This is a genomic window from Haloquadratum walsbyi C23 (assembly GCF_000237865.1).
GTDB lineage: Archaea > Halobacteriota > Halobacteria > Halobacteriales > Haloferacaceae > Haloquadratum > Haloquadratum walsbyi.
The window spans coordinates 835,267-858,459 of record NC_017459.1 but is presented as its reverse complement, the minus strand read 5'-3'; the positions used below and the strand labels follow the sequence as shown (position 1 = coordinate 858,459).

Genomic DNA, 23,193 nt, shown 5'->3' with positions numbered 1-23,193 from the left:
TATGAGACTACTCTAATGCGTCCTCGAGAATGCGTCGCTGTTTGGCGACTGTTGCTGCATCAGTTGTCACTGCTGGAGACTCATTAGCCGTATCTTCGTCATCAATATTGATTGTGAGAGTTCCATCTGTTGTCGTGTCACCAAGCGAAACGACTGGTGCAACACCCTCGAATATGTGTCGAACAGCATCTGGATCAGTCGTTTCGATGACTGCACGACCTGGCGTCTCAGTGAACAGCGAAGTCTTATTTTGAACTGTCACCCTCGCACCAGCATCCGAGGTGATTAATTCAGCGAGCGTCACCGCAAGACCGCCGGTGCTCACATCGTGAGTTGCGAGTGTTGATGGGTGATTCGCGACACGCGCGAGCGAATCAACAACTGCTGTTGGATTTGATGGCAGCACTGGAAACTTATCTGTCCCACCGATTTGTGCAAGGAGCTCTGATCCACCGAGGTTGTTACTTTGATGACCAACCAACAGAAGTGTTCCATCTCCGGTGAGCGCTGCCGGTGGGGCATCAAATGTCGATTTTGTCCCTACCAACGCAAGTGTTGGCGTCGGAGGAATCGGTCCGGATGTCGAGTCATTGTATAGTGATACGTTTCCACCGACGACCGGAATCGAAAGTGTGTGACACATATCTGCAAGACCTTGGACAATGTCTTTGAATGCACCATAGACGGCTGGTTTCTCTGGATTTCCGCCATTAAGACAGTCAACCGCAGCAATTGGAGTCGCTCCCTTTGCTGCGACATTTGTTGCATTCTCAAGTGCGACTGCTTGAGCGCCTTTATATGGATTAGATTCTGTCCATGCTGGAACGGCTCCAGATGAGAGTGCAAGACCAACGCCCGCCTCCCTGATCGCAATGAGTGCAGCATCGTCACCTGGACGCATCGCCGTTCGCAGACCAACCTCATGATCGTATTGTCGATATATCCAGCGTTTTGATGCCGTATTGGGAGTGCTTATAATTGTATTAAATGCGGTTGCTGCGTCGATCGCGGGAAATGTTGATTCCTCTGGTGTTGGCGGTTCCGTCGCTGAGAGGTCGTTCATCGGGGCACCATCTGCGAGAAATCCCGCTGGAACATCAACAACAGTCTCATCGCCAAATGTGCAGACATAATTTCCATCGCGTATCTCGCCAATGACAGCGTATCCAAGATCGTATTTCGCTGCAATGTCGCCCACTGTCTCAACATCGTCTGGATGGACTTCATAACACATCCGTTCTTGTGATTCCGCAAGCAGGATTTCTATTGCATTCATCGCCGGCTCGCGCTGATGGACACGTTCAAGATTAATACGAGCACCAAGACCGCCTTTCGCAACAAGTTCTGAGGAGGCACCACCAAGTCCAGCAGCACCAAGATCACGTGCTGATTGAATAAGTTCCGCTGTAATGAGTTCTTCATTTGCCTCGATAAGCCGTTTTTCTGTATATGGATCACCAACCTGCACAGCTGGTCTATCTTCCGTCTCAGCATCTTCAGAAAGGTCTTCACTAGCGAATGAGGCGCCACCAAGACCATCTCGACCAGTTGCATTCCCAACTAAAACGAGTTTGTTGCCCGGTGACTGTGCCTCCGCAGTGACGAGTCGTTCATCAGTGAGTAACCCAATACAGGCGACATTAACTAGTGGATTGCCTGTATATTTATTATGGAATTCAACACTTCCGGCAACAGTCGGTACACCGATGGCATTCCCATAATCAGCGATTCCCTCAACAACTCCATCAAGAAGATATTGAGTCCGTTCACGGTCAAATGAACCAAAGTAAAGACTATCTGCGAGTGCTATCGGGTAAGCGCCCATAGATAATGTATCACGCACAATTCCTCCAACGCCGGTCGCAGCCCCATCATACGGATCAACATATGAGGGATGATTATGACTTTCGATACCCATCGTAATATAAATCGGTGTCTCAGACGCTTCATCGACACGTGGAAGGCGAACTACCGCTGCGTCGTCACCAGGACCAATGACCACGTGCTCCGCTCCCTCGTCATTGGCGGAATCATCACCTGTGGTGAATGACTGAAGCAGAGGACGTGAGGATCGATACGCACAGTGTTCACTCCATAGATTTTCGAATAATGCAGCTTCTGCGGGTGTCAACTCACGTCCGAGTTCGGTCGTAATGAGTTCAAGATCTGAGTCCGACAGGGTCATTCATCTGCTGTTTGGGAAGCTATAGATAATACCTTTTGATGTATCAATTCATATATTTGAATTGCTTAATTTAATATGTATCATATTCTGGATGGACCGGGGCGTTTTTTATATCTCGTTAGTTACAATAATATGTGTTATCGGTCGAGCTCCACGCCCACTCGTCGCTGTCATATGATGGTCACGACCCAGTTGAGCTACTGTTGGAGCAAGCAGCAGCGATTGGTCTTGATGCTCTTGCCGTGACGGATCATGACGAGATTGATGCAAGTCTGCGTGCAGCCGAACTTGCATCAGAGTACGATTTAATCGGGATTCCGGCGATGGAGGTTTCATCAGCAGCAGGGCATGTGCTTGGTTTCGGTATCACAGAGCAGGTCCCCGCTGGGCTCTCATATGATGAAACAGTAACTCGAATTCGATCTCAAGGAGGAATTGCTGTTGTCCCTCACCCGTTTCAATCAGCACGCCATGGTGTTGCGGCTGAGATTGCCACAGCGCAATTAACCGCAGCCGACGCGATTGAGGTGTATAATTCTCGGCTTCTGACCGGGCGAGCAAATCGAAAGGCCAAGAAATTTGCACAGACTCATGATATTGCGATGACTGCTGGAAGTGATGCACATATCAGCGAAATGGTTGGGCAAGCAGTCACAGAAGTTGCAACCGAAACCCAATCTGTTGATGGAATTCTGAATGCAATCGTCGCTGGTGAGACAAGTGTCATTGGAACAAAAACCCCATGGCGAGTATCATTCAAACAGTTTAGTGGTGGTGTCAAACGACGGATTATGCGAACACTCTCCGAGTTGGTGTAATTGATGGTGTCAGAACCATCAACAAACCCACCAGGACAGCCACAATCATCAACGAAGAATGAGTCTATACTCCGTGGAGCGTCAACGGAGACGGTTCATGATGCAATTAGCGATACTATCGCATTGGCTGGGACAGGCGGATTCGCGGGGTACATTGATGGGATGCTTGTCCGTGATGTGCTTGGTCGTCAGCCGATATTTCTTGAAACGGCTACACAATCTTCACACGGTGTGATGCCTGATTGGGCATTCAACCCACTCTCGCTTGAAGCGCCTGCAACGCTACCGCCTGGAGCAGTATATGATCCATCTCAGAGAGCTATATCTGATGATAACATCATCTATACGGATAATAACACCAGTATTGATGATGCGAATAGCGATCAACAGGGGAATACAGCTGCTGTCGATGTTGAAATTAGACATCTCGACATTGCTCGGTATTGGTCACTTCCCAAGCCACCGGTAACGACTGATAATGATGAAGCATATAGGCGTGTGAAAAAGGCAATCATCACACAGACACAAAAGCAGACAACGGATAATTCAAATAAATCAACAGCAATTGCATTCTCAGGCGGGATCGATTCCGCAGTAGTTGCTGCTGGACGTCCAAACGCACCGTGTTATGTTGCTGGATTTGATGGATGTCATGATATTACCGCGGCACAGGAGGCTCTTTCTGCTATGGATCGAAATGCAGACCTCCATGTGATTGAAATCTCACATACGGATATTATCGAGGCGATTCCACAGCTCGTTTCCGCAATTGGACGGACGAATCCAATGGATCTCGCGATCACAGTTCCACTCTTCATCGTTGCACGACGCGTCGCCGCGGACGGGTTTGACCGACTTGCACTTGGACAGGGCGCTGATGAACTGTTTGGCGGATACGCGAAGGTGCAGAAGGCACCAACTGATCCACGAGTGAACGCAACAACAATCCGTGGTGCCCAACGAGAATTAGTTAATACGGTGCCAAAGCAAGCCGAGCGCGATATGCTTGCTATTCGAGCCGGCGGTGTCGAACCTATAACGCCATTTCTTCATGACAGTATTGTCGAGTCGGCACTCACACTACCAGAATCGCTACTTGTTTGTGGTGATCAGCGAAAAATTGCACTTAGGATGGCCGCTGATGGAATCGTTCCGGAGTCTGTGCGCACAGCATCGAAGAAAGCGGTTCAGTATGGAACATATGTTTCACGTGAACTTGATCGACTTGCCCGACAGGATGGATTCAAACGACGAATGGACCATCATATTCAGAAATATGTCCATTCATTAATCAAGTGATATTTGATAATTAAAAACTGATGAATCATACGTTGGATTTAGGTCGAATCAGATGGTTATGAATGCTTTGTTTACTATTGACATAGCAATATAGATTTATCTCGACCGTCATATACTATATGAGATCTAGTGCTGAAGAGAATATGAAAGAGATGATTATGATATCTCGTCATATTCTTGTGCAGCATTGATAGCCTCATGTGCTAATTGAATGGTGTCAGCATCAAGGTTGCTTGTCGTCAGATCCGCTTTATCATACCACTGCCACGCCGATGCTGGAGCTTCATCGGGCTCACTTGGAGTAATTGAGCGGCTATTAACCCGGGCATAATACACATGATCAATATGTTGATGACCCACTGTTCCATCTTCATGCGTAGTGACATCATAAAGCATCTGATACCGTGGCTGCGGAAGCGCCTGTCCAGCAGGTGCATCAACCGACGTTGCCGCTGGCGTATGGATAAGTTCTGCATCGAGCCCGGTTTCCTCATACACTTCGCGGAGTCCCGCTTCATGTGGGAGTTCATCACGGTCGATATGACCTCCTGGTGGGATGCGAATCCCGAGTCTTTCATGATGATGTAACGCTGTTGCGTCATCCTCAACAATATAGACGGTTGTTGTAAAATGTCGCGTGGTCTCCATAGTATATACTCTATCGTGAGATACTTGATTCAGATGCTTCCGGCGCTTATACAGTAGTGATAGTTCCCGTAGCTTACTGATTGGGCATCTTCTTTGTATCTAGGATTGATAATTCAACACGGATACATAATAAACTAATTCGACATCAATTTTCGATTTCTAATGATCACGGCCTAGATAAGATGTGATGAAGCGGATAAAATATACTAGAATCGGTATCTTTGCGGGCGAAGTCACCCTTGTATAAGAGAGAAAACAAGCGAGTAAAAATAAATAATTTACGCGGTAGAAAGTTGTTCTTCCGCTTCAAGCAGCTCGTGATATCGATTCCGAATTGTTACCTCAGAGATATTTGCGACACTGCTGACCTCTTTTTGTGTTACTTTTTCATTGATGAGTAATGATGCAGCATACACAGCCGCTGCTGCAAGACCAACCGGGGATTTCCCCGAATGGACACCTTGCTCTTTTGCACTACGAAGAAGTTGACGAGCACGCCGTTCAGCTTCATCTGAGAGGTCAAGATCCGAGGCAAATCGCGGCACATACTGCTCTGGATCAGCCGGCTTGATTTGGAGTTTGAGTTCACGCACGACATACCGATATGTGCGCGCAATTTCGTCGCGACCCACTCGTGAGACATTTGTAATTTCATCAAGTGATCGCGGCGTCCCAGCTTGTCGAGCAGCAGCATACAACGATGCAGTCGCAACACCCTCAATTGATCGACCAGGCAGTAGTTCTTCATCAAGCGCACGACGATAAATCACAGAAGCCGTTTCACGAACATTTTCAGGAAGCCCAAGCGCTGATGCCATTCGGTCGACCTCACCAAGTGCCTGCTTGAGATTCCGTTCCTTTGAATCCCGAGTGCGGAATCGCTCATTCCATGTTCGAAGCCGCTGCATCTTTTGTCGCTGAGTTGATGACAAAGAGTTTCCGTATGCGTCTTTGTCTTGCCAGCCAATGTTTGTTGACAAGCCTTTATCATGCATCAGATTTGTCGTTGGGGCGCCAACACGAGACTTTTGATCACGCTCAGCACTATCGAAAGCACGCCACTCTGGTCCACGATCAATTGAATCTTCATCAACAACAAGTCCACAGTCTGCACAGACTGTCTCACCACGTTCATCATCTGTGATAAGTTGAGTCGACTCACATTCTGGACAGCGGACTGTCTCTGTAGATTCTGCAGACCGTGTCGTCTCATCAGACACAGTTGTATCCGCATCTTGTTGAGCAGTCTCCGTGCGTTCGTCTGACCTCCTCGCGCGTGCGCGCGTGACAGCAGGGGATTGGTGACTATTGTTAGTCATAACAGTTGAGAGAACGCGATAAACAGTTCGTTTCTCTAAGAATAAGATTGCTCGAATATGATATATATCTGGCGGCCGGCTGAGACGATTTTTCTGAACTCAATGGCTCTTTACCCCGAAACAAGACATATCTAATTCAGAATAAAAAGAACTTGTCAAATCACGAATAATTACATATGATCTGACGTCTGTGAAATGAAGTACAACAATTCTAGATCAGTAACTCTGGATGTTATTTGATTCAATGAGATGATTACTCAAATACTCACAGCTCAATAAAGGGCACCCCTGTGTCAAGTATTCTACTCACCTACCATGGTTGAGCCGGGTCGATGGTACGGTCTGTGAGGTGTAAGCAGGCACTCATAGTGATTACTTCGAGTCTTTACCACCGTGGCGATCCGTATCAATGACTGGAGTCGCTGAAAATGCATCTTTCGACACCGTCGATAAAACTATTCGGCTTAATCAGTATCAAGCACACCACGCCAGCTCTGGTGACCCGACACGGTACTCACGGACCATAGCCGAGACTCCGGTGGTCCCAGTCAGGGTGCCTCCGGGGACACACAGTCGGCGTGCTGTCCCACGAGAGAGTCCTCGCCCTTCCGGGGAAGATGTCAAACATACCGAAACCCTTACTCGTAATCCACGGTACCGCAGATATATGAGCGATTCAGCCGTCGACACCGATGAGGTTGAGCATGTTGCAGAGTTGGCGCGGGTTGATCTTACTGAAGAGGAGATTAACGCGTTTACTACACAGTTTGCTGATATACTCGCATATTTTGATGCGCTTGATGAAGTCCCAGCAGTCGAACATGAGCCGGAACTTGTCAATGTGATGCGTCGTGACGAGGTTACCGGAAGTCTTGATCAATCAGAAGCACTCCAGAATGCACCCGAGACTGAGGATGGGCAATTCAAAGGTCCACGGGTATCGTAGGAATGGATCTAAATACATTTATTACTGCCAAACAAGTCAATCCAGAGATTGAGTCCGATACAGAAACCGCATTACCGCTGGATGGAGTAACAGTTGCAGTTAAAGATAATATTAGCACTGCTGGTGTACGGACGACCTGTGGATCAGCAATGCTATCGGATTATGTCCCTCCATATGATGCGACCGTGGTGGAACGGCTGAAACAAGCGGGGGCGACGATTGTTGGAAAAACCAATATGGATGAATTCGGAATGGGTGGAACAACCGAAACATCTGCGTATGGACCAACAAAGAATCCAGTTGATACTAATCACGTTCCTGGTGGATCCTCCGGTGGATCCGCAGCGGCTGTCGCCAGTGGTGCTGCAGATGTTGCGCTTGGTTCTGATACAGGCGGTTCAGTTCGTAATCCGGCAGCATTCTGTGGTGTTGTTGGAATCAAACCAACGTATGGGCTCGTCTCACGATACGGGCTCATTGCATACGCGAACTCACTTGAGCAGATTGGACCAATCGCATCAACTGTTCAGGAGGCAGCCGAACTGCTTGACGTTATTTCAGGTCCTGATCCACACGATGCCACGACACGATTCGATAATGGTGAAACATCAATCAGTGATATCAATCCACCAGACTCAGATTCAGACTCAGATACAATAACATCACACCCAGCGACGGCAAAAACGTATGCAGCAGCCGCCGACGAAGATGTTTCTGGGATGACCGTTGGCGTTGTGACTGATTTGCTCGATGGGGCTGATGATCGCGTCGTTGAGACGTTCCGCGCGGCGATTGCTGAGCTTGAATCCCAGGGTATTGAGATTGTTGAAGTCTCACTCGATTCACTCGAGCATGCAGTGCAGGCATATTATGTGATTGCGATGTCAGAGGCATCATCAAATCTCGCACGGTTTGATGGAGTCCGATACGGACCCGGTGGTGGAGCGACCGAGAACTCAAATGAAACAATACCAAACGTCGATGTCAATGTCGATGACGGAAATTGGAATGATAGTTTTGCTGCAGTACGCGATGTTGGATTTGGTGAGGAGGTCAAGCGTCGTATCCTTTTGGGAACATATGCACTATCGGCCGGATATCATGAGAAATATTATGACAAAGCCCAGGACGCACGCGAATGGGTAAAGCAGGATTTTGAGACAGCCTTCGAGAAAGCTGATGTCTTGGCAACGCCCACAATGCCTGTGCTCCCACCTGCGATTGGTGAGAGTCTTGAGGACCCTCTCAAGCTATATTTAATGGATGCAAATACCGTCCCAGTCAATCTTGCCAATCTTCCCGCAATATCAGTGCCGGCAGGAGAGGTTGATGGACTGCCAGTTGGATTCCAAGCAATTGGTCCTGCATTTGGTGAAGAAATAATTATCCAAGTAGCCGCGGCTGTTGAATGAATATCGTACCACATTCGTGAGCGTCTGAGTAGTCTCTTGATGATGGCGAAAAATGTATTATTGTTGCCAGTATTCGGGCGTTAAAAGCACAATAACTGGTAATATTTCTAGACGACCGATCCACATCAGTATAATCATTAGTGATTTGCTTACAGGTGAAAATGACAGATAGCCCCCCATCGGTCCGACAAACCCGAATCCTGGACCGACATTTCCAAGGGTTGCTGCGGTTGCTGAGAGAAGTTCTAATGTAGTGATATCAGCGCCAACCCGAAATGCATCAAACGCTAATAACCCGGCGCCAACGAAGAAAGTGACAAGATATAATAGTGTAAATGCGTAGATTCCCCGTATCGCTCGTTCATCAAGCGGCTTTCCACCAAGCCGGACTGGTCTAATAGCTTCAGGATGTGCAGTGGTGAAAAGTTCTCGACGGACTGTCTTTAGAATGATATACCAGCGAACAATTTTAATTCCGCCACCTGTTGACCCTGCAGACCCACCGATGAACATCGCGAATAATAATAAATACTGCGCTGGTGTTCGCCACGCATTAAAATCAACATTTGCGTATCCAGTTGTTGTGACAATAGAAACGATTTGAAAGAGGGCATCACGAAGTGCAGGCTCAAACTGTCCGGGGACTGCTGAACGGAGTGATTCAAGATATGCTGCGTCAACCGTACCACCAGCAGGCGGGGTTATAATCAAGCTCTGTGCCGAAAATAAAATTCCAGTTAATACTGCGGTGAGCGCTGCAAGAACACCAAGATAGAATTTGAATTCTGAATCATCAAATAATCGACGAGGGTCACCGGTGGCAGCGCGCCAGAAAAGCGCAAAGTTGGTTCCTGCAGCAATCATAAATGGAATGATAATCCATTGTGCGGCCGCACTGAACGCCTCAACACTCCGCGCCTCAGGTGAAAATCCACCGGTTGGCATTGTCGTCAGCGCGTGTGAGACGGCGTTGTAGAGCGTCATCTGTGGATCTATACCAGTTATGAAAAGCCCATAGAGGAGACCTGCCTGGATGACAGTTAATCCTAGATATGCAACCCAGAGTGCACGTGCCGTCTCAGCGATTCGCGGCGTGAGCTTTTCAATACCAGGACCAGGTGCTTCTGTCTCCATCAGTTGTGCACCACCGACTGACAGTTCTGGAAGGATCGCAACAGCAAGCACAACAATTCCCATTCCACCAAGCCATTGGGTAAGCTGCCGCCATAGCATGATTGAACGAGTATGTGAAGAAAACGAGATATCACCAAGGACAGTCGCTCCGGTCGTGGTGAACCCGCTCATACTTTCAAAAAGTGCATTCATCGGGTTCGCAAGTGTTGAGCCTGGATGAATTGCAGGGGTAATAAACGGAACTCCATGTGCCTCAACAAGATATGGAACGGCACCGACAATCGTCACCGCAATCCATGTTAATGCGACCATCAACAACCCCTCACGTGGGCGGATATCAGGGCTTGGGTCGATTCGGTCGAGTATAAGTCCAACAGTCCCCGTGAGAATCATCGTTGCGATAAACGGCACAATTGACTCTCCGTACCAGAATGCGACTACTAGCGGAATGACTAGCGGGACGGTAAGATACTTTAATACCGACCCAACAAGACTGATGCTAGCTTTATATTCGACACGGACTGACATCAAAGGTGTATTTATACCTCTCACCCACTTCGTGTAGTGCTTTCGGAATGATTAGTGGGCATAATGCATGAGAGTGATTTTGTGTGTTCACCCCTGTAAGTTGATCTCTTCGTCACAAGGAACAGAGTAATACGAATGAGCCGGGGATGACATATGAACCGTTTCACAACTTTGGTGCTGCTGTGTCAACCACATCAGTATCAACAAAAACAACAACGCGGTCACCAGCGATGATTATCGTGTCTCCACGAGGAGTAATAAATTCATCATCACGAGTTATGGCACCAACGACAATCCCATCAGGGAGGTCATTGATCGCATCACGGATCGGTCGATCAACAAGTATGCTATCTTCATCGATCTCGATTTCGAGCACTTCAGCCTTATCAGACTCAATGAGTGCAACATTTTCAGCATCACCTTCGCGGGTGAACCGTGTGATTTCCTCGGCGACTACCTCACGTGGACTGAGTCCAACATCAACACCGACCGTCTCAAACAGATCGACATACTCAGTTGTATTGATCACAGCAATCGTCCGTTCAACACCCATCAAAGAGGCTAATAATGAGACGAGGAGATTTCTCTCATCAGAATCAAGTACAGTCACAACGACATCCGCATCGCCAAGCCGCTCACGCTCCAGAAATTCAATATCGGTTGGGTCAGACTGCATCACAATTGACGCAGGGAGCTTTTCTGCGAGTTCGCGTGCACGGTCGTCCGCTTGCTCAATAACTCGAGGAGTAATGCCCTGTGCTTCAAGCAGTCGAGCGACATGATATCCTATCTTTGATCCGCCGATAATAACCACTTCCTCGGGATCTGCTCCTGCTTCTTCTGGATCAACAGTGCTGGCAAATTCCTGTACACTCTCAGGCGAACCAATGACAACAACACGATCTGCCGAATGAAGCGTTGTCTCACCACGCGGCATCTCAACAGCGCCATCACGCAGAATTGATGCAAATGTTAATGATTCAAATTGGTCTGCTGATGCGACTGTCTGTCCAGCGATTGGACTTGCTTCGCTCAGTTCGAACTCTGCCATCTGCACTTCACCGTTTGCGAATGGGTCAACATCACGAGCAGCAGGAAGTCCAATCATACGAGCAAGTGACTCTGCGGTGAGAAGGTTCGTGCAAACCATAAAATCAACACCGAAGGCGCGATTAGAGCGTTGCCACGTCCGGAGATATTCAGTGTCTTTGACACGAGCAATCGTGAATGCGTCCGCGACTGCCTTTACTGTCGAACAAACAACGATGTTTGTCTCATCATCATCAGTCGAGGCAATGACCATATCAGCTTTCTCAATGCCTGCGTCTTCAAGCGTGCTTACAGAGGTTCCATCACCCACAGTTCCGAGCACATCCAGCGAGTAATTCAGCTCTTCGACGCGACTAGCATCATAATCAACAACAATGACATCATGCGATGGTGCGAGATCAGCCGCAATACTCGATCCAACCTGTCCTGCACCGACAATAATCACGTGCATCGAATTCCCTCAGTCTGACAGTCGTGTCGGTCTTGGATTCTCATTGCTCTCTCAAAGTGTGTCCGACCTGGCGGTTTTTCTCTTTCGCATTATATGAACACCCACAATCACAAGCGTTGGGGCTTATTTATACTCCTTCAGATTAACTGCTCAAACTCCTTGCAACCCTGCAATCTCCACCACTCACACGCAGGACTCCTCCGCGTTCACGCCGAGGGGGATATCAATTCTGAGTGTTTAATATCGTGTATGTATATCGACTGGTTAGCCTGAGTGGTGCTCAACTGTGAGTTCAACCGGTCGTGAGCGACCCTCAAGATCTGTAACAACACGTTGCACCGTCTCTTTGGCTTCCTTCCGGATTGCAGGCTCAAGTCGATCAATGACCCATCCAAATGAGACAAATCGTGGAAGATTGATATTCCCTCGATTTGCTGAGTCAGGGTCATAGGCTGCCTCAAACGTGACGCGGGTAGCTGCATTAGCCGTATCTGGCGCAGTGACAGGGAATGAATCATCCTCAATTTTCCTAAGTCGCCATCGACCACGGGCACTAAGATTTCTAATAATACGCCAGTCAATGGTATGTGGTCGATCTGTATCAGTCACCTCCGATTCAACGGTGTACGTCAGTTTCCACCATGCGAATTTCAGTCCATATCGTGTGTTTGACCTCTCAGAGTCTGGTCGTGTGAGTACCTCGCGAAGATGATCTGAGTATTTGGCGTATCGTGGGAATCTGATAAGAAAGTCGTATACCTCATGTTGAGGACGGTACACAACAGTGCTGACAACAAGTTCATCCACGGCATCTCATGAGTCTCACTGAAACGGAATGAGTGTTATGGGACTTTTACTACCAAAATCCGGTCCAGCCTTGACACTCAGGATGTGAAGAATACTGCCAGCGTATGATGTCATGATGATGGGAATAAAGTGAGGAGAAAGAGCAGAGCACACTCTCACAATTTTAGAGGCAAATAGTCCTTCACACTTTACGATTTGACACCGTAGGCTTTAGCCGACGCCTGTCAAATGATATAATAATGTTGGACGGTGTTAATGTTGCACTGGGTATTTCGGGGAGTATAGCCGCTGTCAAAGTGGTTGAACTTGCCCATGAGCTTCGTCGACAGGGTGCGACTGTCCGTGGGGTAATGACCGAAAGCGCACAGGGGATTATCCATCCATGGGCTGTTGAGTTTGCCACTGAGAACCCGGTTGTGACAGAAATAACCGGTCAGGTCGAACATGTCGGACTGTGCGGTCGGTCCGGATGGGCTGATGTGCTATTGCTTGCTCCAGCAACAGCAAACACCGTCGGAAAGATCGCTACTGCAGTCGATGATACCCCAGTAACAACATGTGCAACGACGGCACTTGGTGCGGATGTTCCAGTAGTCGTTGTCCCTGCAATGCATGAGCCGATGTATGATCACCCAGGAGTGCTTGATGCAATTGAGACAATTGAATCATGGGGTGTGACGTTTGTCTCCCCACGTATCGAGGAAGAAAAGGCGAAGATTGCAACAGAGGACGCAATCATCACCGCAGTAGCGAGCACTGTCGGGTCACAACCGCTCGTTGGACAGCATATTGTCGTGACCGCAGGTGCGACCAAGGAATCAATTGACCCTATCCGAGTGCTTACTAATCGATCTTCGGGGCGGACAGGTCGAGCTGTTGCACGTGAATGCCACATACGTGGCGCTGAGGTTACACTTATTCATACGGGAGACGATGTCCACTATGCACAAACACGATCAGTTGAGTCAACTGCAGATATGCGGTCTGCGACGTTTGAGATGCTTGATACCGGAGTAGATGCACTTATTTGTGCGGCTGCAATTAGCGATTATACTGTTGATACTGCCCCAGAAAAGATCCGATCAGGCAAACCGCGAACGCTTGAGTTAGAACCAACTGAAAAATTACTTGATGGAGTTCGGAATGCGTACCCAGACCTTCCGATGGTTGGATTTAAAGCTGAAACATCAGGTGATGAAGAATCGATGGTTGCTGTTGCGGAGAGTCTTCGCGATCGGGTTGATCTTTCATTCGTCGTCGCAAATAATGCCTCAGTGATGGGTGACGCTGAGACGCGTGCAATTATTGTCGATGACTCAACGACAGTGATTAATGATTCAAAGCAGGTTCTTGGCGCAAGCATTGCAAATAAACTTGCTGAGAAATTCGATGAGTAAAAAGGACGTATAGAGCGACTGATATCACCAGACTCGCTTGTTAGTGACGCCGCTCACTCCATGAAAATAATGCTGAGATGATAAGATCTCATGCTCTTGTGATCGATCCGCTGTTTGAATAACGGTAACAGCACTCAGAAAAGAGTAATAAATGGTATATTCCGTTGCCAGTCCTCACAAACAGTCTACTCTCTACAGGTAGTATAATAGCGATTTTTGTTAACTTGAGGTCGTGTTACCCTTGTTCTATGATCATTTGGTTCAGGACGGTCGCTTTTTTTCTTGCAGAACGTGAGTGTGTGAGCTTGAATCCTTGAACGGAGATATATGAGTAGCTATACTCAACTCACATAGACATGGTCCCAATAAACGCAATAACAAGGACAACAACAACGAGAAGCACACTTGTTCCAATCGTTGCTTGCAAACTTCCATCAGTGAGCGTATCTGGATCTCGCTGAAGCAGTATTGCCGCCGGTTGTCGGATTGAACCATACGGGTTAGCGGTAATCTCAAGCGAGCGCGTTGCGATATCTTGAATAGCATTATCAACAATCGCGAATATCTCTGTTGTTCCACGGACAAGTCCACGAGTAAGATAAAATGCTCCGGGATTAATCACTGCATCAATATCAGGAACCTTCCCAATATTAGAAATTGGTCGTTTGACGAGTGCAAACCCAATGATGCCAAGCACGGCAAGCACAATGCCTTCGGTAAGATGCCCCAGTGTGAATGGATGTGCATCAGTGGTACTTCCTGGGAGAAGTGCAAAGAGTGCATCTGGGAATAGCCCAAATAAAATACATAACGTTGCGACGCTAAGCATTGCAACACGCTGACCTATCGCTGATGAGATAATATCAGTATCGGCATTTTCACTTCCAGCAATCACTCCTGAATCAGGAGTTGAGCGGATAAATGCATAATACCCAAATTTGATGAATGACATGAACGTTCCGACACCGGCAGCAAGTAGTATATAGAAAATTCCATCAAAGTTCTTTTTATCTGCTGCTGCAGTAATCATTCCTTTACTGACGAAGCCATTAAATCCAGGAAATCCGCTAATTGATAGCGCCGCAATACCAAACGCTAATGCAGTAAGTGGGAGATATCGACGGAGTCCACCAAGGTATTTTAGATTTTCTTCACCGACGCGAGAGACAACAACACCAGCAGTCATGAACAGCAGTGCTTTGTATAGAATATGATTGAATATATGCGCAAACGCGCCTGCTGTTGCGAGAGCGGTTCCAATGCCAATCCCAGCGACCATATATCCAACTTGTGATTGAATATGATACGATAGCAATCGGCGCATATCATTTTGTAAGAGTGCATATACAACACCAACCAAAGCCATTGCTGCACCCATATATGCAATAAGAACATTCCCATCAGGGAACGCGCGGGCAAGACCATACACACCAGTCTTTGTTGTATAAACAGAGAGAAAGACGCTTGCAGCGATGTGTGGTCGAGGGTATGTATCTGGAAGCCACACATGTAACCCAACGAATCCAACGTTCACACCAATACCAACAGCAGCAAGCGCAGCAGGAATGCCCGCTGTTAATCCACTTGCTGCAGTAAATAAGAATGACCCGACGTCGACATAATGCCAGATCACGGCTGCAATCAATAAGCTTCCACCAATACCGTGATAAATAGCATATCTGAATCCAGCACGAACGGCTTCACCGCCGTAGTCCCAGACTAGCGCTGTACTGGTGATAGCCATCAATTCCCAAAAGAAAACAAGCGTTAGCCAATCACCGGCAAACACGGAGCCAATACTCGTCCCGACATAGCCAAGCGCAAAGGCTGTCTGCCGATTTGATGCTTGTGAAGAGTATGAATAGAGGACTGCCGCTGCACCAATGGTTCCAAAGATAATGCCCATCACTCGGGAGAATGCATCTACATTGAATAATACAGCATCAAATCCAAGAAATGTAACGGGTAAGTGTGCACCAACAGGTGAAACAAGTGAGATAACCGCAACACCAGCGGTCACAATTACCCCGAGTATATGACCAACTCGACGAGAGAGAAACGGCGCAATGAGCGCAATGCTGAGGATTGCAAATGCTGGCGGAAATGGAATTACGAACTCGATGGTTGGTAATGACGGTGCTGCAGCAGCTGGGAGTATCGTATACGTGATATTAGCGAAAGCAGAGAGAGCTAATTGCATACACATCTCAGTTAGCGTAAATATGGATACCACAGTAGAAATTAATACAGAAAGTTCACTCATATTATCACCCCCGTTGCCGCAGTAACAACTTGTTCAATCAATGAAAGAAAGACAACTTGCTGTGGGATAATTCCAAGCGCCACTGCACCAGTAACAGCAATCACAATTGGTCCAAGCATGAACCATGTGCTTTCTGTATAGATGGTACGTCGGTCCCACACAGGGTCTGACATATATGCGTCATCGTCGTCTGGTGCGTCGATATCAGGATGATCAATATTGGCGCTGGTATCGGTGTTATCATCAACTTCAGTCTCAGGCGTATTCAGAAGCGATGCATCTGGCGTTGGAGACTTAGATGAACTGTCTGTCGATGAACTAGCGTCTACGCCGGTGCTGTCTTGTCCTCTATTCATTCCCGTATTCAGGGTTTCATTATCAGAGGATGCTGAATCGGGGTCAATAGATTCATCAGTATCATCTATAGTGTCTGCAGTGGTCTGCTGCGCAGAGCCTTCTGTGTCAGCGGTAGTATGATCACTCGGATACATATCAACGGCATATGCCGTCTCTGCGTTTGGATCGCTAGGGTCACCTGATAACGCTGTTTCCCGCTGTGAGGACTCACTGCCAGTATCGTCTGACTGTTTATTATTGACAGCATCGCTTGCAGCGGTGATGTCGGCGCCATCATCAGCATCAGCATCAGCATCAGTTTCTTCGGTATGCTCATCACCATACTCACGTCCATGACCATCGGTTCGAATTGGGTGCCATTGACCACCGAGCGAAAATTCGACAACTGGTTTTGCATCCGTCTCAGCCGCCGTTTGGAAGAATGCTTGATACACAATCGGCCAGAAATATGCAATATTCAGTATCCCTGAACCGAGCAACACAATCGCAAAGATTGGATACCCAGCATCAACGGATCCAATAAGTAGATACCACTTGCTCACGAATCCTGCGACAAGTGGCAATCCAGCCATTCCAACACTCGCAATAGCGAATGCACTCATTGTTAACGGCATTCGCCGACCAATGCCAGCCATCTTGCTGATATTATCTGTATGAGTCTCAACATGGATGGCACCTGCACAGAAAAATAGTGTTAATTTCATGAACGCGTGGGCAGGGATATGAAGTAACCCACCAATGAGTGCTTCTGGAGAGAATAGCCCAAGCCCAAGAACGATATATGAAAGTTGACTGATTGTTGAATATGCAAGCCGTCGCTTAAGATTGTCCTGTCTCAACGCAATGACGCTTGCAATAACAATCGTTATTGCTGCAACGACCGCTAGCGGGACTCCAACACCTAGTTGTGCGACTGTTTCTGGACCGTAAACATCAAGAACAAGACGAGAAATGCCGAAGACACCACTTTTAACAACTGCAACGGCGTGTAACAATCCCGAGACCGGAGTCGGTGCAACCATTGCATCTGGAAGCCATGAATGAACTGGTATGAGTGCTGCTTTCACACCAAATCCACCGGCAAGAAGGGCAAATGCACCACGAGCAATCAGTGGATCAATAGAGGCAAGTGAAGCAATGCCTCCAGAGGTGAATGCAACAGTACCAGTTGACCAGAAGACAAGCACAATACCGGCAAGAACGGCAACGCCACCACCGAAGGTGTACGCAAGGTATTTTCGACCTGCTGCCCGTGCTGCATCACTTTCATCATGCGTAACGAGCGGATATGTTGCAACGGTGAGTAATTCGTAGAAAATGTATAAAATAATAAGATTTGATGCGAAAGCAACGCCAATTGCTGCGCTGACACTCCCTGCGAACGATGCAAAATATCGTGTTTGCGCATGTTCGTCCAGTCCGCGCATATACCCAATGCTATAGAAGCTCGTGATGACCCACAGGAAGCTTGCAAGAAGTGCAAAGAGCGTTCCAAGTGCATCTGCACGGAGCGTAAATGCAACACCAGGAACGAACGACCCAAGATTGGTAATATAAACATTACCGGCAAGAACAGCAGGGAGAAGACTTGCAATGATAGCGACTGTCGATACAGCAGTGATAATTGTTGCTCCTTCTCGGATATTTTGATATCGACGAGAGAGAACGATCCCAGCAATACCAATAGCTGGAAGTATGACCGCTATTAGTGGTCTTAGTGAAATAATCTCAGCCATTAGAAGTAGACCTCCAATGCCGGTTCTAATATGCTGATAAGGTCTGATGCAGCAAGCCCAAGTGCAATTGCACTGAGTGCAGAAAGCGTGACGATCACACGGGTTGTTTGACTGATTGATGTTGCCATTGCATCGCCACCATCTGTTGTCATATTCATACTCATATCTGATGTTTGTTCATCAACCGAGGACGGCGACCGGAAGTATAGACGTTCAACAATACGTAGGAAGTACGCAAGTGTAAGCATGGTGCTGATAACTGCAACAACACCAACAGCCCAATGACCAGCTGAGACTGCACCAAGTACAATTTGCCATTTTCCGGCGAAGCCAATAGCCGGTGGAACACCAACAAGGGCAAACGCAAGCGTTGCGAATCCAAGACTCACGATTGGTGCACGTCGACCAAGCCCAATCATATCATCAATTGTCTGCCCACCAGCGATACTTGCAAGTCCTCCAACAGCAACGAATAGACCAGCTTTCATTACAGCATGACCAACAAGATGAACTAAGCTTCCCATAAGCGCTATTTCATTCATCACTGCGATCCCAGCGATGATCAGACCAAACTGTGCGACTGAAGAATATGCGAGCATGCGTTTAAGATCTGATTGAACGACAGCCAGGACGGAGCCAACGATGACGCTTATTGCTGCAGCCCATGCAAGCGCGTCAAGCGCAAGTGGAACAACCGATGCGAATGAGGTGGTAAAGACGGTATATGTGATCCGAAAGATTGCATATGCGGCAGCGGTAGAGACTAATGCGGCAATATATGCGGTGACACTGTGTGGTGACTCAGCATAAGCATTTGGCTGCCACGTATGAAGAGGGAACAGCGCTGTCTTGATTGCAAGCCCGGTCATCAATAATATAAACCCAGTCACAACAAGTGGTGTATCATATCCAACTGCTGGTAACTGACCTGCAAGGTCAGCCATATTCAATGTCCCTGTCGCAACATAGAGATATCCAACACCAAGAAGATACAACGATGCACCGATAGTACCAACAAGAAGATATTTTACACTTGCCAGCGCAGCCGCAGGCGATCGGTTAGCAGCTACGAGTGCATATGTTGCAAGACCGGTGATCTCGAGAAAAACATACAAATTGAACAAATCGCCGGTAATGACGACACCAGATACGCCAGCCGTGAGTAATAATAATTCACTATAGAATGCATTCTGATGTGGTCCTGCACGGCGAGCATATGCAACAATGAGAATTGTTATGACTGAGATAAGAACGACAAGCACTGCCGTAACGCTATCAGCAACAAGCTCAATTCCTATTGGTGGTTGAAATCCACCAACCGCATAACTGAACTGACCGCTATTTATTATCTGTTGTGCAACGACACTTGCAAGTCCAAGATGTAGGAGTGCAGTGACAGCCGCTGTAGCCCATCCAGCATCGCTCCAAAGATACCCAAGAGCAACCGGAAAAAGCGCTGCAAATAGTGGAATAACCACGAGTAACGGGAGTGCATCAGTCATTCAATTGCACCTCCCGGATTACATCCTCATCAAGACTACCATAGGCGTTATACACACGAATAATAAGCGCAAGTGCAACGGCAGTAAGACTTACTCCAACAACGATAGCGGTCAGAATAAGCACATGTGGAAGCGGGCTTGCATACGCAGTTTCTGCTCCCTTCTCAATGAGCGGGGGAGCAGCGCCATTGACATATCCACTCGCAATAAAGAAGAGAAAGATGCCAACTTGGAAGATATTCAACCCGATTACCTTCTTAACGAGATTTGAGCTATTAATAACTCCATATAGTCCAATACCAACCAGTGCAACAAAGACAATATAACTATATCGCGAGGTGAATAACTCAATTGGAGTCATGAGCGATCACTTCCATGTTGTTCCTGTGGTGAACGCTGATCAATATCTCCTCCTGTGAGCATATCCCCACGAGCAAGTGTGAAGAAAAGTCCGATGAGGACGCCTGAGACGATTGCACCAATCCCAAGCTCAACCAACTCAATTCCGTATTTTATTCCAGTCGTCCCAATGTCGTATGCAGCGTATTCAAGAAACTGACCATTAATTAAGGCACCAAGTCCAATCAAAATGAATAATCCCCCACCAGTCGCGATTGCAGTGCGGATAAGCGGTCCTTCTATCCACCGTCGTGTTGCGTCGATGCCAAACGCGAATGCGAGAAGTAGAACCGTTGAGGCGACAATAACACCACCTTGAAAGCCGCCACCAGCGGAGTCAGCACCATGAAACATCACGAATAGCCCAAATGTAAATATAAATGGGACAACCAATCTGACCGTCGTCATAATGATTGTACTTTCGACGTATGTTGGGTTGTTGATACTTTCTGCGCGGGTATCTGTGTCACTTGCTGTATCTGCGTTGTTACTCATGCATATGCCTCCTGTTGGAGAATGACGAGGACCGCTAATCCTGCAGCGATAACGACTGTTGCCTCACCAAGGGTATCAAATCCACGATATGCGGCTAATACCGCGGTAACAGCATTTTCAACCCCTGTTTCCGGGTACGCGTTCTCAATATAATATGATGTGATTGGTGACGTTGCGATTGGTGATTGCGGGCTTCCTATTGCAGGAAGATTATCGACCGTTGTTGCAAGGAGCCCAGTAAACAGTATAGCTGTGAGAGCCGCACGCGGGTCGACTTTCTCAAGAAGTCGGTCACCACTTTGACGAACTGTTCGTGCAATCGTCACAAGAAGTAGTGTTGTCGTAATGCCAGCACCAACCGCAGCTTCTGTAAGTGCAACGTCTGGCGCTGCAAAGAGAATCCACGTGATTGCAACGCCAAAGCTGAATGTGGCGAATGCAATAATTGCATTTAAAACATCATAAAGAAGGACCGCAGCAGCGGCAACAACGACGGCAAGTGTAAGCACCGATGCAAGTATCCCCCACTGAATTGGGGTCATTGATCATCACCATCAGGTTTTATTTCCGTGTCTGTCGTCCATGGGGCGATATTCTGATCGTATGCTGCACGCGTGATGGCATGTGCAGCGGTCGGGTTTGTAATAAACACAAATATCGCGAGTAAGACTGTTTTCGCGGTCGTCACGCCAGTTCCGAATACCAGTGCAACACCGCTCAGTGTAAGCACAATACCAAGGGTATCACTCTTTGAGGTAGCATGCGCGCGAGTATACAGGTCAGGAAGTCGAATGACGCCAATGGTGGCAACAATACCGAAGAATGTCCCGGCGAGGATAAGCACAACTGCAATAATATCGAGTGGTGACATTCAGATGACACCTCCACGCTCAACAGTGAATTTCGAGATAGCGATACTCATCAGGAAGTTCAACATTGCATATACAAGGGCAATATCGAGAAAACCAGGGCGGTCAAGTGCTGCCGCAAGGAGTGCTAAGACGACTACCGTTGTTGTCCCAACACTGTTTACAGCAATCACCCGATCCTGCATCGTTGGACCAAACACGATTCGATATGAGACGATGACTGCTGATAGAATGAGAATGATAGCAGCCCCAATTAAGATGGCTTCAACTGGGTCAGTCAGACTAGCACCGATATTGACCTGTATAATCGCTATTACCGATGCAGTCATTAATCAGCCTCCTGTGGCGTCTGTGATGACGAGGGATCGGAGATGACATCCGTACTGAGCTCACCAGACTCAGACTCAGTCGTAATTGAAAGGATGCTATCACGCTCTGTCGGTGCTGGGAATCGGGCGGCTGCCCGTCCATAGAAAACGAATCGGACTGCCCGTTCTAGACCACCAGCACTAAGATCAGAACGTGCGCTTTCGGTCAATGTGTGAATGTAGAGCCCATCATCATCAACATCAACGGTCAATGTTCCAGGAGTGAGTGTGATGCTATTTGCAAGTGTCATGACTGACACTGCCCCCCGAACGCCAGCGCGAAACTGTTGCATCTCTGGGTCGATTGGAAGCGATGGATGGAGGATGATATACGCAATTGCGAGGTTCGCTTTTGCAATTTCCCAGAGAAGATACGGGATAAACAAGCCCATTCGGAGCACGCGGAGACCAGTTTTTGTAAGCCGTGGTGAGGTAGTGAATGTAATATTGGAAAAAGCAATCGACGCAGCAAGTGCAGTCACTGCACCAGTTAACAGATTAAATGGAGTGATTGATCCAGCAATAAGGAGATAAAACGCATTACAGATAACGAATGTTGCAATGCCTTTCATCAGCGTTGAGGGTGTTTCTATTCGCGATCGACTCGTTCGACGTTCAACCGGAGCCTCCTCAACGGTACAGTCCGCCTGCGTGAGCGCTGTCTCATATGACCGAAGCATTGGTGCTCCTCCGCCAGGTTGGTATTCAGGATCGACAATGATCCGATCAAGATTGTGCTTTTCAGCGTAATCAATAGTAATTTCGGCAAAATCAGTAGGACTAAACAGATATCGATCTGTCCCAAGCAGTGTCGTCTCAATTGTTATAATAGTCTCATCGGCAGTATCAAGATCCTCAGAACCTGCTGATTCTACCATTGATTCTGATTGGATATCATTCACATCTTCAGTTGCCCACACAGATACGCGCTCTAAAAACTCATCAGCCGAAGAGATATTATTAATTGAGTCGCTATCAAATGCTCGCTGTCGTGAGAGATACACGAAATGGACGGTTGGGTTTGCAGCCGTTTTTTCCGCTGCCGACTCAGCGGCGCGAATCGCGTACGCGACGGTATTTCGAATCGTTGTGGAATCTCTGACAGGGACGAGCAGACGAGAATATGCGTCATTTGCGGTGCTACCCGCCATTATTACCCACCTCCGGCGTGAATGTCCGGTGGTTGTACGTTATTGTGCTCTCGGCTCAT

General features: G+C 47.7%; 20 protein-coding genes. 5 read left to right on the top strand and 15 right to left on the bottom strand.

The annotated features are described in order from the left end of the window. Positions 1–7: 7 nt before the first annotated feature. Positions 8–2,185 carry a phosphoribosylformylglycinamidine synthase subunit PurL gene (gene purL, locus HQRW_RS03810; RefSeq protein ID WP_014555530.1) on the bottom strand — a complete coding sequence of 726 codons (2,178 nt, stop codon included), beginning with the start codon at positions 2,183–2,185 and terminating at the stop codon, positions 8–10. A 134-nt stretch (positions 2,186–2,319) separates the two neighbouring features. Between purL and HQRW_RS03805 the strand changes: the two genes are divergently transcribed. Together HQRW_RS03805 and HQRW_RS03800 are read left to right on the top strand one after the other, a co-directional pair. Beyond that, positions 2,320–3,003, top strand: a complete 684-nt coding sequence (locus HQRW_RS03805) for a PHP domain-containing protein (RefSeq protein WP_011570970.1) — start codon at positions 2,320–2,322, stop codon at positions 3,001–3,003. Between the two features lie 3 nt (positions 3,004–3,006). Further along, positions 3,007–4,302: an asparagine synthase C-terminal domain-containing protein gene (locus tag HQRW_RS03800; RefSeq protein ID WP_173362464.1), complete on the top strand. Its 1,296-nt coding sequence runs from the start codon at positions 3,007–3,009 to the stop codon at positions 4,300–4,302. Between the two features lie 156 nt (positions 4,303–4,458). Here HQRW_RS03800 and HQRW_RS03795 read toward each other — a convergent pair whose 3' ends face one another. Together HQRW_RS03795 and HQRW_RS03790 are read right to left on the bottom strand one after the other, a co-directional pair. Then, positions 4,459–4,950 carry an NUDIX domain-containing protein gene (locus HQRW_RS03795; RefSeq protein ID WP_014555528.1) on the bottom strand — a complete coding sequence of 164 codons (492 nt, stop codon included), beginning with the start codon at positions 4,948–4,950 and terminating at the stop codon, positions 4,459–4,461. 278 nt (positions 4,951–5,228) lie between these two features. Next, complete coding sequence (locus HQRW_RS03790) at positions 5,229–6,269, bottom strand: transcription initiation factor IIB (RefSeq protein WP_014555527.1); 1,041 nt, start codon at positions 6,267–6,269, stop codon at positions 5,229–5,231. A 667-nt stretch (positions 6,270–6,936) separates the two neighbouring features. Here HQRW_RS03790 and gatC point away from each other — a divergent pair. Together gatC and HQRW_RS03780 are read left to right on the top strand one after the other, a co-directional pair. Beyond that, a complete protein-coding gene (gene gatC / locus HQRW_RS03785) occupies positions 6,937–7,215 on the top strand; it encodes an Asp-tRNA(Asn)/Glu-tRNA(Gln) amidotransferase subunit GatC (protein ID WP_014555526.1) in 279 nt (92 codons plus the stop codon). 2 nt (positions 7,216–7,217) lie between these two features. Then, a complete protein-coding gene (locus tag HQRW_RS03780) occupies positions 7,218–8,627 on the top strand; it encodes an amidase family protein (protein WP_014555525.1) in 1,410 nt (469 codons plus the stop codon). A gap of 57 nt (positions 8,628–8,684) precedes the next feature. Here the strand turns inward: HQRW_RS03780 and HQRW_RS03775 are convergent, their stop codons facing one another. From HQRW_RS03775 to HQRW_RS03765, 3 genes are all read right to left on the bottom strand, one after another. Then, positions 8,685–10,289: a TrkH family potassium uptake protein gene (locus HQRW_RS03775; RefSeq protein ID WP_014555524.1), complete on the bottom strand. Its 1,605-nt coding sequence runs from the start codon at positions 10,287–10,289 to the stop codon at positions 8,685–8,687. Positions 10,290–10,452: 163 nt separating this feature from the next. Next, the gene (gene trkA / locus HQRW_RS03770; protein WP_014555523.1) at positions 10,453–11,790 is read right to left on the bottom strand and encodes a Trk system potassium transporter TrkA; all 1,338 of its coding nucleotides are present in this window, start codon (positions 11,788–11,790) and stop codon (positions 10,453–10,455) included. A gap of 264 nt (positions 11,791–12,054) precedes the next feature. Beyond that, positions 12,055–12,597, bottom strand: coding sequence for an SRPBCC family protein (locus HQRW_RS03765; protein ID WP_014555522.1), 543 nt, complete (start codon positions 12,595–12,597; stop codon positions 12,055–12,057). Positions 12,598–12,836: 239 nt separating this feature from the next. On the opposite strand from HQRW_RS03765, the gene coaBC reads away from it, so the two are divergent. After that, entirely contained in the window at positions 12,837–13,994 is a 1,158-nt protein-coding gene (coaBC, locus tag HQRW_RS03760) for a bifunctional phosphopantothenoylcysteine decarboxylase/phosphopantothenate--cysteine ligase CoaBC (RefSeq protein WP_014555521.1), read from the top strand. A gap of 346 nt (positions 13,995–14,340) precedes the next feature. Here coaBC and HQRW_RS03755 read toward each other — a convergent pair whose 3' ends face one another. The 9 genes from HQRW_RS03755 to HQRW_RS03715 are packed head-to-tail and all read right to left on the bottom strand — an operon-like array spanning position 14,341 to position 23,134. Beyond that, complete coding sequence (locus HQRW_RS03755) at positions 14,341–16,257, bottom strand: Na(+)/H(+) antiporter subunit D (protein ID WP_014555520.1); 1,917 nt, start codon at positions 16,255–16,257, stop codon at positions 14,341–14,343. Beyond that, entirely contained in the window at positions 16,254–18,350 is a 2,097-nt protein-coding gene (locus tag HQRW_RS03750; RefSeq protein ID WP_014555519.1) for a cation:proton antiporter, read from the bottom strand. The genes HQRW_RS03755 and HQRW_RS03750 overlap by 4 nt, the downstream gene beginning before the upstream one ends. Continuing rightward, the gene (locus tag HQRW_RS03745; protein ID WP_014555518.1) at positions 18,350–19,852 is read right to left on the bottom strand and encodes a monovalent cation/H+ antiporter subunit D family protein; all 1,503 of its coding nucleotides are present in this window, start codon (positions 19,850–19,852) and stop codon (positions 18,350–18,352) included. Before HQRW_RS03745 ends, HQRW_RS03750 begins: the two co-directional genes overlap by 1 nt. Then, positions 19,845–20,213, bottom strand: coding sequence for a cation:proton antiporter subunit C (locus HQRW_RS03740; RefSeq protein ID WP_011570957.1), 369 nt, complete (start codon positions 20,211–20,213; stop codon positions 19,845–19,847). Before HQRW_RS03740 ends, HQRW_RS03745 begins: the two co-directional genes overlap by 8 nt. Then, positions 20,210–20,746: a Na(+)/H(+) antiporter subunit B gene (locus tag HQRW_RS03735; RefSeq protein ID WP_014555517.1), complete on the bottom strand. Its 537-nt coding sequence runs from the start codon at positions 20,744–20,746 to the stop codon at positions 20,210–20,212. Before HQRW_RS03735 ends, HQRW_RS03740 begins: the two co-directional genes overlap by 4 nt. Further along, positions 20,743–21,288 (bottom strand): DUF4040 domain-containing protein, encoded by a 546-nt coding sequence (locus HQRW_RS03730; RefSeq protein WP_011570955.1) that lies wholly within the window; start codon positions 21,286–21,288, stop codon positions 20,743–20,745. Before HQRW_RS03730 ends, HQRW_RS03735 begins: the two co-directional genes overlap by 4 nt. Beyond that, positions 21,285–21,617, bottom strand: a complete 333-nt coding sequence (gene mnhG, locus HQRW_RS03725; protein WP_014555516.1) for a monovalent cation/H(+) antiporter subunit G — start codon at positions 21,615–21,617, stop codon at positions 21,285–21,287. The genes HQRW_RS03730 and mnhG overlap by 4 nt, the downstream gene beginning before the upstream one ends. Then, on the bottom strand, positions 21,618–21,944 hold the full coding sequence (locus tag HQRW_RS03720; protein WP_014555515.1) for a monovalent cation/H+ antiporter complex subunit F: 327 nt from the start codon (positions 21,942–21,944) through the stop codon (positions 21,618–21,620). Next, complete coding sequence (locus HQRW_RS03715; RefSeq protein ID WP_014555514.1) at positions 21,944–23,134, bottom strand: monovalent cation/H+ antiporter subunit E; 1,191 nt, start codon at positions 23,132–23,134, stop codon at positions 21,944–21,946. Before HQRW_RS03715 ends, HQRW_RS03720 begins: the two co-directional genes overlap by 1 nt. Between the last annotated feature and the right edge of the window lie 59 nt (positions 23,135–23,193).